This is a genomic window from Microcoleus sp. OTE_8_concoct_300 (assembly GCF_031383065.1).
In the GTDB taxonomy this organism is placed as follows: Bacteria; Cyanobacteriota; Cyanobacteriia; order Cyanobacteriales; family Microcoleaceae; genus Microcoleus.
Genome location: NZ_JANMZH010000418.1, coordinates 1 through 12,629 on the forward strand (window position 1 = coordinate 1; position 12,629 = coordinate 12,629).

General features: G+C 45.4%; 13 protein-coding genes. 10 read left to right on the forward strand and 3 right to left on the reverse strand.

The window, feature by feature from the left end:
- Positions 1-258, reverse strand: a 258-nt coding sequence (locus ACUVJL_RS19330; RefSeq protein WP_445247317.1) for a cation-transporting P-type ATPase, incomplete at its 3' end; no start/stop codon positions are given.
- Positions 259-311: 53 nt separating this feature from the next.
- The gene (locus ACUVJL_RS19335) at positions 312-767 is read right to left on the reverse strand and encodes a pyridoxamine 5'-phosphate oxidase family protein (protein ID WP_445247318.1); all 456 of its coding nucleotides are present in this window, start codon (positions 765-767) and stop codon (positions 312-314) included.
- Between the two features lie 403 nt (positions 768-1,170).
- Between ACUVJL_RS19335 and ACUVJL_RS19340 the strand changes: the two genes are divergently transcribed.
- The 4 genes from ACUVJL_RS19340 (at position 1,171) to ACUVJL_RS19355 (ending at position 5,257) form a co-directional block, all read left to right on the forward strand.
- Positions 1,171-2,826, forward strand: a complete 1,656-nt coding sequence (locus ACUVJL_RS19340; protein WP_445247319.1) for an alpha-amylase family glycosyl hydrolase — start codon at positions 1,171-1,173, stop codon at positions 2,824-2,826.
- Positions 2,827-2,957: 131 nt separating this feature from the next.
- Positions 2,958-3,641 carry a TylF/MycF/NovP-related O-methyltransferase gene (locus ACUVJL_RS19345; protein ID WP_445247320.1) on the forward strand — a complete coding sequence of 228 codons (684 nt, stop codon included), beginning with the start codon at positions 2,958-2,960 and terminating at the stop codon, positions 3,639-3,641.
- Positions 3,642-3,802: 161 nt separating this feature from the next.
- Positions 3,803-4,501, forward strand: coding sequence for a glycosyltransferase domain-containing protein (locus ACUVJL_RS19350; RefSeq protein ID WP_445247321.1), 699 nt, complete (start codon positions 3,803-3,805; stop codon positions 4,499-4,501).
- A gap of 108 nt (positions 4,502-4,609) precedes the next feature.
- On the forward strand, positions 4,610-5,257 hold the full coding sequence (locus ACUVJL_RS19355; protein ID WP_445247322.1) for a histidine phosphatase family protein: 648 nt from the start codon (positions 4,610-4,612) through the stop codon (positions 5,255-5,257).
- Positions 5,258-5,321: 64 nt separating this feature from the next.
- Here the strand turns inward: ACUVJL_RS19355 and ACUVJL_RS19360 are convergent, their stop codons facing one another.
- A complete protein-coding gene (locus ACUVJL_RS19360; protein ID WP_445247323.1) occupies positions 5,322-6,527 on the reverse strand; it encodes a glycosyltransferase family 4 protein in 1,206 nt (401 codons plus the stop codon).
- Between the two features lie 425 nt (positions 6,528-6,952).
- Between ACUVJL_RS19360 and ACUVJL_RS19365 the strand changes: the two genes are divergently transcribed.
- The 6 genes from ACUVJL_RS19365 (at position 6,953) to ACUVJL_RS19390 (ending at position 12,502) form a co-directional block, all read left to right on the forward strand.
- Positions 6,953-7,078 (forward strand): hypothetical protein, encoded by a 126-nt coding sequence (locus ACUVJL_RS19365; RefSeq protein WP_445247324.1) that lies wholly within the window; start codon positions 6,953-6,955, stop codon positions 7,076-7,078.
- Between the two features lie 1,013 nt (positions 7,079-8,091).
- Positions 8,092-8,442, forward strand: coding sequence for an IS110 family transposase (locus ACUVJL_RS19370; protein WP_445247325.1), 351 nt, complete (start codon positions 8,092-8,094; stop codon positions 8,440-8,442).
- 73 nt (positions 8,443-8,515) lie between these two features.
- A complete protein-coding gene (locus ACUVJL_RS19375; RefSeq protein WP_445247326.1) occupies positions 8,516-8,809 on the forward strand; it encodes a transposase in 294 nt (97 codons plus the stop codon).
- Positions 8,810-9,440: 631 nt separating this feature from the next.
- Positions 9,441-10,643: a tetratricopeptide repeat protein gene (locus tag ACUVJL_RS19380; protein ID WP_445247327.1), complete on the forward strand. Its 1,203-nt coding sequence runs from the start codon at positions 9,441-9,443 to the stop codon at positions 10,641-10,643.
- A 78-nt stretch (positions 10,644-10,721) separates the two neighbouring features.
- Complete coding sequence (locus tag ACUVJL_RS19385) at positions 10,722-12,245, forward strand: carboxypeptidase M32 (protein ID WP_445247328.1); 1,524 nt, start codon at positions 10,722-10,724, stop codon at positions 12,243-12,245.
- Positions 12,246-12,376: 131 nt separating this feature from the next.
- Positions 12,377-12,502 carry a hypothetical protein gene (locus ACUVJL_RS19390; protein ID WP_445247329.1) on the forward strand — a complete coding sequence of 42 codons (126 nt, stop codon included), beginning with the start codon at positions 12,377-12,379 and terminating at the stop codon, positions 12,500-12,502.
- Positions 12,503-12,629: the final 127 nt, after the last annotated feature.

Genomic DNA, 12,629 nt, shown 5'->3' on the forward strand with positions numbered 1-12,629 from the left:
GACTGCCCAGCCGAGTTCTGGTGTACCGGACACAAAAGCCAGCGCACCTGCAACCCAGAGCAAGAGTGCCATGAAATGGGTCAACTGATCGGTGAAGCGGAGTAATAGCGATCTTCTGGCTGGTTCGGGCAGTTCATTAAACCCGTAATGCTTGATTCTGATTGCTGTTTCTGCCTCTGAAAGTCCCTTTTCTGAAGTTGACAAAGTTTCGTAGACTTGCTGGGTCGATAGTGTCCAAACAGGTGAATGAGATGCCATACAGAATCAACAAGTTGCCTCATAAGTTTGCTGCACGGTTGATGAGAGCGCTCCTATGGGTTCTTACTGCTGACTCCATCAGTCGTGCGTCCGCTCATTTCACTCGCGTCGATGCGGTAGATTGCAATTACCTCTGAACGTCCCTGAGAATCAGTCCAGGTTCGATTGATCGCAGGTGAAAGCATGGGATTGCGCTCTTTAACGAGGTACATTACCCGATCGATATCTTCCTGCTCAGTCAGGCGCGAGGCTCGACCATTGACGATCGCGCTGCGCCAATGAAGCGGCTCGCGTATTTCTTCAACCTGCAAACAAATTTCTGGATTTGCATCAAGATCGTGAGTCTTCATGCCGAGCGTTGTAAACAGGTAAATGTCCTCTTCTTCGAGATAATAATTCATTGGTATCACGTAGGGCTTGCCTTCGTGTATGCAGCCCAGATGACCGTATCCTACTTTGTGTAGGAGTTCGTGTATTTCTTTTTGCCCCATTTCATCAATATCTAACATTAGTATTTTCCTAAAGGTTTAGTTAATTAGTAGTATTCAAGAGAAATAGTCCAAGCTTTACATCTGTCATTAGATAGAGTCGATATCTGAAAGTCAATTATCGGAGTCAATAGCCTGTTGAAAAAGCGATCGCCTCGCAAATCCTCTGCGCGCCTAATTGATGCTTTTTTGCCCGCAGCTACGCTAGCAACAACCAAACAGGCCGTGACTAGGGCGATCGACCTCGATCGTTAAAAAAATTGGCAAGGGTTAAGCTGTTGTGCATCTAATTTGACAGTCAATTTTTCTACAATTCTTGTGGGACGGGCATCCTGCCCGTCTCTGTATTCAATTTAGATGCGTAGCAGCTTATACCAATTCCTGAGCGAAGAAATCTTCCTGTTTTTATTGATTCTAATTACCCATGACCGTAAAGTCTCATTCTCCTTGGTGGAAGTCTGCTGTTATTTATCAGACTTATCTACGCAGCTTTCAGGACTCGAACGGAGATGGCATCGGTGATATCCCTGGCATTATCCAACGACTGGATTATTTAGAATGGCTTGGGATAGATGCCATCTGGGTGACACCATACTATCCCTCTCCCATGGCCGATTTTGGTTATGATGTTAGCGACCATACAAATATTGACCCTGTCTTTGGAACCCTTTCAGATATAGATAGCTTGATAGGACATTTGCACGATCACAATCTCAAGGTCTTGATTGACTTTGTTGCCGCGCATAGTTCCGATCAGCACCAGTGGTTTATTGAATCTCGCAGTTCGCGTTCTCATCCCAAGCGAGACTGGTATATATGGAAAGATCCAAAGCCAGATGGTAGTCCTCCCAATAATTGGCTAGGACGTTTTGATGGGCTTTCGGGCTGGGAATGGGATGCTCAAACAGAGCAATACTATCTACACTCGTTTCTCAAGGAGCAGCCAGATATCAATTGGCGTAACCCCGATGCTAAACAGGCGATGTTGGATGTACTACATTTTTGGTTGCAGCGAGGCGTGGATGGAATTCGAGTTGATGCCGCCTATCGCGCCTTCAAGGATTCGCAGTTTCGAGATAATCCGGTGAATCCCGACTGGCATCCCGGCATGGAACCATCGGATCGCCTGTTTGAAGTCTTCAGTAAGAATATACCGGAAATTCACGATTTCAATCGCATACTGCGGACGCTTGTAGATGGGTATGACGATCGTCTTTTAATAGGTGAACTATATAAGTCCCTAGAAGAAATTATCAAGCACTATGGGTCAAATAATGACGAATTTCATTTACCTCTCAATTCAGAATTGATGTCATCTGATTTTGAGTGGAACGCAGAGTCCGTCCGAGAAGTTGTCGATCGTTACGAGAGACTGCTGCCCGAAGGCGCATGGCCCAATTGGACATTGGGTAATCATGACAAGCATCGCGTCGCCAGCAGAATAGGGATTTCTCAAGCCAAAATCGGCATGATGTTATTGCTCACCCTTCGCGGTACACCAACGATCTACTACGGAGAAGAACTGGGAATGGAGGACGCCTGGATTCCCTCCGAGCATATCCAAGATCCTTGGGAAAAAAAATCTCCCGGTATTGGGGTGGGACGCGATCCTGAGCGCACACCGATGCTCTGGGATGGCTCTGCTAATGCCGGCTTCTGTTCAGAATCAGTCCAGCCCTGGTTACCCATCACTCATGACTACAGCAATATCAATGTCAAGGCCCAGAAGCATGACTCTCGGTCATGTCTCTCACTGACCCGCGCACTGTTGCGCTTGCGTCGGCAACAACCGGCACTGCAGCTTGGTGACTACATTTCTTTATACTCACCATCACAGCTTTTCTGCTATCGACGCTTTGACGAGGAATCGGATCTCGTTGTGGCCTTGAACTTCAGTTCAGAATACCAGGAATGGATATTACCGATCGAGTTTCGTAACCAGTCAAAAGTTCTCCTCTCTACATTCATGGATCGCCAGGGAGGGCAACTGGGACACACCCTTGAGCTACGAGGAAATGAAGGTCTGATCGTCCAGCGCAGCCATCAATCGCAATCACCTCATACCGAGGATAAAAGATGAGCTATTAATGTATTGCTCATGTATAATCATCAAAGCTTTGCAGCTCCCATCCACCTAAACTATCCCCACTCCTCCTTGTGATCATGAATACTGAGCGCACGATCGTTTTTTCCACAAAGCATCAAGTGACCATGAAAGATCAGGTCACGCCAGATATTGGCAAAGATTCGGTGTTCATGGATTTATTTCAGCAGGTAAAGCCCTACACAATGACCAGCATAGAGGCACTCTTTGCGCTTTATACATCGGTGAACTATGTCCTCGATCGCGAGATACCCGGTGATATTCTGGAGTGCGGAGTTTGGAGAGGAGGAAGTGCTTTACTTGCTGCCTTGATTATGAAAGCCCGAAACGTTAGCGATCGCCAGCTATATCTGTATGACACATTTCAGGGTATGCCAACCCCCACTGAATTTGATGTGGACAAATATGGACGTACCGGCTTTGAAATGATGGAGCAATATGGGGACGACATTGGTTGGTGTTACGCTTCATTGGAAGATGTTCAAGCAGCTTTCTGGATCCATAATTTTGAGTTTGAGATTCATTTTGTTCAAGGAGATGTCATTGAGACATTGGAAAAGATTAAGCCAGAAGTCATCTCTGTTTTGCGTCTAGATACCGATTGGTATGAATCCACAGCCCTTGAGTTTCAGCTTCTCTACCCTCGACTCTCCACAGGGGGCGTTCTGATCGTTGATGACTATGGTTGTTGGGCTGGATCGCGCAAAGCCACAGATGACTACTTCCGTGAGGTGCCTGGGCCAATGCTGACACGCATTGATAAGGAAGTGCGCCTTGGAATCAAGATTTAGACTGATGATTTCCCAGTAAACTGTGGGGGGTCTAGTGAACTCTCCTGGTAACATATCTATCAGATTAAGAAGAGATTTAAGAATAGATATGTTGCCCAATTTTAGAAATGCAGTGCACAGTCTATGTCAGTGGAATCAAGAAAGGAAGCGAGTTGAGGCTTATGCAAATTTCTGAAGAACCTGTTTTCCTCACCTTGTGCGACGCAGGTAGTCCGCAGGTTCAGCCACTGTATTCATCATTGCAGGGTAACTTGCGTATCCTCGATAATTACTGTCCGCGACTGGGACTCCTCTCAAAGATATTCAAGGTTCGCGACTTCTTAGCTTCTGATACCGATATTGCTGACGACGCAATCATCGTCTTTACGGATGCCTATGATGTCCTGTGCATTCGTTACGATCCTGCCGGATTGGCAGCAGATTTCAGTGCCACAGGTAGAGATATTATTGTCGGTGCCGAAACTGTATTCTGCCACCACAGTGCCGATGTACTTCCCTTCTTTTTGTCTAACTATTTAGGGCATCCAGCAAAGTATCTCAACAGTGGCTTTATTATTGGCTACAAATGGGCTTATCTCCGTATGCTTAACTATATTGCCAGTAATTTTGTGGATAAATACATGATGGATTGCCGTCAGAATGACCAGCGTGTAATTTCGCGATTTATGTTAGAAAACTCTGAACTGGGTCTGTTGAACATGGATATCGACAGCAGGTTCAAATTATGCTATACCCACACCTACGACAATAATCCACTATGCTGTGACAATTTGGTGTCTTATTTTGTCCATGTAACCTGGCTTCCCCTGGAAATACAGAAACAAGCGTACCAGGAGATACGGAGAGTTTTCAATATTTAGAAATTTCAGCAGGGCTGATTCAAAATTGGTCAAATGAGCCTGGAAATCAAAACCCTGCCGTAGAAATGGAGCCTTCCTTATCAATCGCTATCTATAGGATAACAAGTAATGAAACTTGTCATTGTACGCCATGGGGAAACCGAGTGGAATGTACAGCATAAGGCTACGGGGCAACTCGATAGTCCATTGACACCCAAAGGAATCAGGCAGGCCCATGCCATTGCCGATCGCTTACAGCGTCTTTCATTCACCACTTTATACAGCAGCGATCTGGGTCGTGCTGTTCAAACAGCCAATATCATTGCTGAAGTATGTGGAAAGAAAGTCATTTTTGACCCGCAATTACGAGAGTGGAACATGGGAATATTTGAGGGATTAACAGTCTCTGAAATGGACAAGAAGTTTCCACAAGACCGGCAAGACTATGAACGTATTGGCTTTGAATACGTCATCCCACAAGGAGAAAGTTTAAGGCAATGTAGGGACAGAGGCTGTCGTGCCCTGAATGCGATCGCTGAACGACATTTAGATGAAACCGTTGTGGCGATCGCTCATGGTTGTGTCTTGATGGTTTTTTTTGAAATGGTGCTTGGTCTCCCACCTGGAAATAGTTGGCGCTTCAAGCTGTATAATGCGAACCTCTGCACTTTTGAGTATGTTAACGGGCGCTGGAGTCTTATTGTCTGGAATGATGTGAGTCATCTCGAAAATATAGAGACCTTCAGTAAGGATTCAGCTATAAGCTTGAGGAATTAAAGAAGGGGTCTGTACAGTAGGGTTAACCATAGCTTGTAGAGATTGTTGAAATTGACGCTTAATACTACTTCCTTCTCTTTTCCAGCTCACAGACATAAAATTCTTCAAGTCGTTGTATGTGATTCTTGATGTCGTATCGTTGGGCACAGAGAAAGGCGTTGTTAACGATCTTTTCTCTAAGGCACGAATCGCTTAAGAGTGCTAGGATACCTTGGGCAATTTGAGCGCTGTTCTTGTAATCCACAACCCAGGCATTCTCTTTGTGTACAGCATGATCCAAAGCACTACCTGCAAGAGTAATAACAGATGGAACTCTAGAAAGCATTGCTTCTACATAGACTTGACCGAACGTCTCTTGAATAGAATCAGTAGGCACATGAACAAAAATATCAAATAATCTGAACAGGGCAAAAAGATCCTCTTCAAATGGGATTTCAATATAGCTATGCTCAGGCAATTGCGCCAACTTGTCTGTGATGCTGATAATCTCCTCGTATTGAGGCGCAACGATGTCTTCTTTACGCGCATTACGAATTTGCTCCTCCAGGTTGGCACGATTTGTATGTGTCCCTGAAAGAACTAAGATTGCATTGGGATAAGTTTCGAGAACCTGCTTGTGTGCTTCAATGACGTATTCAACTCCTTTCCATCTGACATACCTCGCAGCCACACCGATAACAGGGCCGTGATGATTTGCTAGATACTTAGAGCGCAATTTATCAATGCGCGAACTGTCTACATTCTCAAATTCACTAATATCAAATCCCGTTGGTATAATTGTGATTTTATCATCTGGTATGCCGTCTTCTATCATGCCTTGTTTGCTTGTGTGGGTAACACCAATAATATTGGTGGCACATTCCCATATCAAGCGATGCTTGCTGGGAGCGTGACGCGAATAGTATTTAATCGAAGGATGTTCCCTGGTGAAGATTCGTACTGGAATATGGGCGTAATAAGCAGCTTGCATTCCAGCCAAGCTGCCGGCGAACCAATGAGTATGAACAATATCGGTTTTATTTCCGATCAAGTGTTCATAGATAAATTTGACGATCTCTGGGGTATTGCTATAATCCTGATAGGAAGCAACAGTGCAAGGAACATTAATCTGGCTTAAAAAGGAGATCATAGGATCGCCTTCATTAAGAATGATATAGTCAATTGCGAACTTACTCTTATCGATACATTTGGCGACCAATTCAAAGGGAACCCAACGAATATGGTGCGTAAAGATATAGGTAATTTTAATTTTCTGCTCTGGTCTGGTCATAACTGTGGAACTGGTAGTCTTTGTATAGGTGATTAGGTATATTGGGATTCTCTAGCCAGCTCTGGCGGAAATAGGCTCGATATCTAGCAAAAGTCTTCCTCTTGCAATTTACGGCAGCCGTTCAGTCACGGGACAATGTAGTTATACTGAATTTTACCAGAAGATGCACAATGTGAAGTTAAATTTCCATTTAACTCGACATTGTTGTTTAAAAGAAACATCCTTTCGGCCTCTTGGGAAATAGTAAAAGAATACCTGCAAGGTATTGAGGTAGAATAATTGAAGGGTTCCAGGAGGATTTGGGATCGACTCCCTCTCTTGATGTACAGATAGAACCGATCGAATCTTGGTGCTGCTGCGAATCAAGCTTAGAGATGTGTAGATTCCCTACTGTACTTTCCCCTAAACAAGGGATTGAGGCTTAAATGGGCTACACTTGGCGCATGATTATTGCTACACAGCGCATCCAACAAGTCCATCCTGCTGTCTGCTCGTTTTTTGAACTGGCTGTGCAACTCACCTCGGAACTTTTGGAATTCAGTCTCTGTTAGAATTATTGGCATAATTAATTTTGGGATGATGACCTTTATCGTTATTGAAACCGTAATTATCCCTTCTTACTTCGCGTTCATCCTTTTTTAGTTTCATTCTTATCCAAAGTCCAACAACTATCAGTGTACGTTTTTGAGACACAGATTTTGAGATAAGTTTTGTAACAGTTTGTGGTGGCGTTAAGCCTGTTTCTGGTTGGAGGAGGTGTTGCAAAAACGGTCGTTTTTGCGGCAGTTTCTTTGCGGAAAGTTAGCTCAAGCCGATACGATGTTTGATTTGTGAAGGGTCGATGAGGCCATTATTAAGTAAACTCAGCGAGATTTTAATTGATTAATGCGATCGTGCGGTAGGGGCGGGTTTTACCAACAATATTTGAGTCTCACAAACAATCTATAAAAACCCGCCTCCACCCAACCAATAACCCAGATTAACATGAGTCTTTGGGCTGGGGCGGGTTTATTATATTTTTTGTTTCTGACAGAGATGGTTGGTGAAACCCGCCGCTACAGATTTGGCTAATAATTAATAACTATTTTGTCGCCCAAGCTGGGGCGGGTTTATTATATTGTTCGTTTCTGACAGAGATAGTTGGTAAAACCCGCCCCTTGTATGTTAAAAGAGTAAGTTAGTCGATCGAGCTGTCACTCAGGCGCTCGAGCTGTCACTCAGGCGCTCGAACCGATGTTCTCGATCAAACCAATGTAGGTGATAGAACCCATGTAGGTAGCATCAGCCTTAGCGAGTAAATATCAAGAAACTCTTCAAGTTTCTTACTTTAAGATCGAGAGATAGTAGAAAGTGTAGTCAAGGACATCAGCAATCGGTGAAGTTGGCTCGCCCCTTAGACTAAAACAAGTCTGGTGTGTAGATAAGCGGACATTTTTGATGACAGGCGCACTCTAAGCACAGGCGGTATCTTAGGCTCTCGTTTTCATGAGAAAGCCTGCATTTACAAGGTTAGTTCTATTGCCTGTTTGGTTCTTTCACACTCAGGGCAGACCATCCGCAAACCATGACATCCAAAGTTTTAGGCATAGACATCAGTAAAAAAGACTTTCATGTCGTTTTACTCAAAGAAAGTGGTGGCACCAAACTCAAAAAATTCACCAATAATACCGCAGGTTTTGAGAGTTTACATTCTTGGTTCAAACAACTTGGTGTTGAGGAACTTCAGGCTTGCATGGAAGCCACCAGCATCTATGGAGAAGCCTTGGCAGAATTTCTCTACCAAGCCGGATATCAGGTCAGTATAGTCAATCCAGCTCGGATTAAAGGGTTTGCTAAAAGCGAACTCCTGCTTACCAAAACAGACTCCGTAGATGCAGCACTGATTGCCCGTTTTTGTGCGGCTGTTAAACCCTAATTCTGGACGCCTACGGCACCAGAAGTTAAAGAATTACAAGCTGGCGTTGCGACGACTAGATTCCTTAAGGGAAATGTTTACTGCCGAACAAAACCGTCGGGAAACAGCCACAGCAAATGTTGCTGCCCTTACCCAGGAACATTTGGAGTACCTCAAACAACAACAAGCACAGATAAAACAATTAATTAGTGACAATTTTGACCGACATCCGCATTTGAAACAGCAGCGCGACCTTTTAACATCAATTCCCGGAATTGGAGATGTGACAGCTTCTGTATTTTTAGCTGAAATTGGTCGGATTGAGGATTACAAGAACGCCCGTCAATTAGCTGCTCATGCAGGTTTAACTCCCTGTGAACGCCGTTGAGGAACGAGTGTTCGTGGCAAAACACGTTGATCTTGCACGGGCAATGTCCGACTGCGAAAAGCATTGTATATGCCGGCGGTAGTGGCAATGCGTCACAATCCGTTACTCACAGCCACTCGCTGTGCGATTATTGGGTCGTGGAAAGGTCAAAATGCAGGTGATTGGTGCTTTGATGCGGAAGTTAGTACATTTGGCTTTTGGGATTTTAAAATCTCAAAAGCCTTTCGACCCCAATTATTTACTTGCTACCCCTTGACAGTTCAAGACAGTATCTACAGCATCAAAAACACTCTTATTATTTCTTAGTCTCTTAGACAGGGACTTCCCTTGACAAGACGCGGTTGAAACCGCCAGTATATCCAGAGGCTTAGGTAAAAATTATATCTTGGGTGAGGTTGGTCACACCTGAGTGCGATTGCCTTTTTGTCTGTTATACGCAGTCATCTAAAAAAAATAGTATAAATCTATACCTACAAATCCCCGATCGAGGGTTATATTGAAAAAGATCAGAAAATACAGTAAAATTGCGATAAATAACCAAAGAGTAGCCATCCAAAGCACTCAAAGGTAAAAATTATCAAAAAAAAAAAGACAAGTATCAATTAGACAGAAAATAATGAGGTGAAACCCCTTGCAAAAATTAGCCAGCAGAGAAAAGCCGATAGACTTTGGGGAAAAATCCATAGCAGAGAACACCCAAAAGGCTCAAACCTTGTACGATCGGGGCAACGCCCTAGAAGCAATGGGACGCTTGTCAGCAGCGATCGAATCTTGGGAAAAAGCGATCGAACTAGAACCACAATTTTATGAAGCGTGGTACAACCAAGGCGTAGCCCTCAGAAAAGTGGGACAGCTAGAAGAAGCTGTGACAGCCTACAACAAATCCCTAAAAATCAAACCAAATAATCCAGAAGCGTGGTATAATAGGGCCAACGTTTTGCGGAAGCTCAACAGACTCTCAGAAGCGATCGCCTCCTACGAAAAGGCGATAAATTTTAAGCCAGACTACCACGAAGCTTGGACGAACCGCGGCAACACCCTCGTCAGCTTAGAAAAATTATCAGAAGCGCTCGCATCCTACGACAAAGCGATCGAACTCAAACCAGACTACTGCGAAGCTTGGTACAACAAAGCATTTACCCTCAGAAAATGCAACGAAAATACAGCGGCGATCGCATCCTACGACAAAGCGATCGAACTCAAACCAGACTTGCATCAAGCCTGGTACAACCGTGGGTTAGCCCTAACGGATGAAAAACTCTACCCGGAAGCCGTCGCCTCTTTCGACAAAACCCTGGAACTGTGGCCGAAGTCCGCCGAAGCTTGGAACAAACGCGGCACGGCGCTGGCACAAATGGGACAATTTGAAGCAGCGATCGCATCTTGGGACAAAGCCCTCGCACTCAAGCCAGACAACAGCGAAACCTGGTACAACCGCGGCTTAGCCTTGGCTAACTTAGAACGCTTTGAAGAAGCAGTCGCCTCTTGGGACAAAAGCCTAGAGTTGCAGCCAGAAAACACCGAAGCCTGGTACAACCGCGCCGTCGCCCTCAAAAAAATTCAACGATTTACCGAAGCCATCGCCTCCTACGATAAAATTATCGCACTCAAACCCGACGATCCAAATCTGTACTATCAAAAAGCTTGCCTTTACGTCCTAGAAAAAGAAGCAGGCGAGCTCACAAACAACCAGGAAGTTGTGGCCGCTAGCATAGCCAAAGCGATCGAAAACTTGTCAAAAGCGATCGAACTAAATCCGAAGAAATACCGGAAACTGTACAAAAATGACTCGAAATTGCGTACAATACGAGAAGAAGTGCGGTTTTTAGCTTGATTTCAGGGTAGCAATGATTGATGGATACCAATGCCGCACTGCAACCTTTGTAGGCAAAACATCACCATAAACCCAATCATGCAAACCCTAGACAAAACTCAAGCAAAATTTGCTCAACTGGCAGCCCACCTCAGAGAAGTTAACGACATCGAATCAGCTTCGTCGCTGCTGCACTGGGATCAAGCAACCTATATGCCCGCCAAAGGTGCCAATGCCAGATCCCGCCAGTTGGCCACCCTCAAACAAATATCCCATGAAAAATTTACCGACCCCAAAATTGGCGAACTCCTAGAAGACTTGCGTTTCTACGAACAAACCCTCCCCTACGACTCCATCCCAGCCAGTCTGATTCGCATCGCCCGCAGAGACTACGAGCACGCAGCTAGAGTCCCCGCAGCCTTCATGTCCGCACTCTGCCGCCACCAAGCCGACTGCTACGAAGCTTGGGCAACAGCCAAAGCAGCCAACAACTTCGCAGCCGTTGAGCCCTATCTAGAAAAAACCCTAGAATTAAGCAGGCAGTACGCCGACTTTTTCCCCGGATACGAACACATCGCCGATCCTTTGATCGATCGTAGCGACTACGGCATGAAAGTATCCCTGCTGCGCCCGCTTTTCGCCAAACTGCGTCAAGAATTAGTGCCGATAGTCGAAGCCATCACCTCCCAACCTCCAGCCGACGACTCCTGCTTGCACCAAGACTTCCCCGAATCCCAGCAACTAGAATTCACCCGCACAATCGTAGAACGCATGGGGTTCGATTTCCAGCGGGGACGGCAAGACACCACCCTGCACCCATTCATGACCAACTTCTCCATAGACGACGTGCGTATCACCACCCGCGTCTACGAAGACCACCTGGATCAAGCACTCTTCAGCAGCATCCACGAAGCCGGGCACGCCCTCTACGAACTCGGAAATTCGCCGGAATTTGAAGGCACGCTTCTGGCAGGCGGCGTTTCCTCCGGGCTGCACGAAAGTCAGTCGCGACTTTGGGAAAATATGGTCGGGCGCAGCCGCGGTTTTTGGGAATGTTTCTACCCGCAACTCCAAGGCGTATTTTTGCGACAGTTGGCACAGGTATCCACTGACGCATTTTACCGGGCAATTAACAAAGTCTCGCGATCGCTCATCCGCACCGACGCCGACGAAGTAACCTACAACCTCCACGTCGCCATCCGCTTTGACCTAGAATTGGCAATGCTAGAGGGGAAACTAGCAGTGCGAGACCTCCCCGAAGCCTGGAACGAACGCTATCAAACCGACCTCGGCGTTGTCCCCGCCACCGACATCGAAGGCGCCATGCAAGATGTTCACTGGTATGTTGGTACGATCGGCGGAATGTTCCAAGGTTACACCCTCGGCAACTTGATGGCCGCTCAATTCTACGAAACAGCAGTAAAAATCAATCCTGAAATTCCCGTACAAATAGAACGGGGCAATTTTACTGTACTCCACGGGTGGCTAAAACAAAACATCTACCAGCACGGCCGCAAATACACCGCCGTCGAATTGATCGATCGCGTTACCGGTTCACCTTTAACTATCGATCCTTTTGTCCGCTACATTCGCCACAAATACGGCGAATTTTATGTCATTTGAGGGAGAGCAAGTTCACATTGCAGACTTTAAAATGACGTAAAAAAAGTAGCCCCCTACAAAAAAGGGCGATACTCACAAAGTATCGCCCTTTTTCACAGCGAAAATCAAAAATCATACATAACGGAGTATCTATGTCTGAAATTTTTCAGGCTGTTATCGCCAGCGACGAACAAACCGATTTGCGTCAGTTTGTCAGAGATTTGCGGGTTTTGGGCAACAAATATTTGCTAAGAAACGACATAGTTAACGGGACTTAAACAAATTTTAAGCCCAAACAAAGCCTAAACTGGCTTTATAAGCGGAGAATACGTCCCAATTTTGGTTCAACCATTTCACAAACCTAAAAGATATGGCTGTCCGAAATGCTTCGAGTGCATAGCGTAA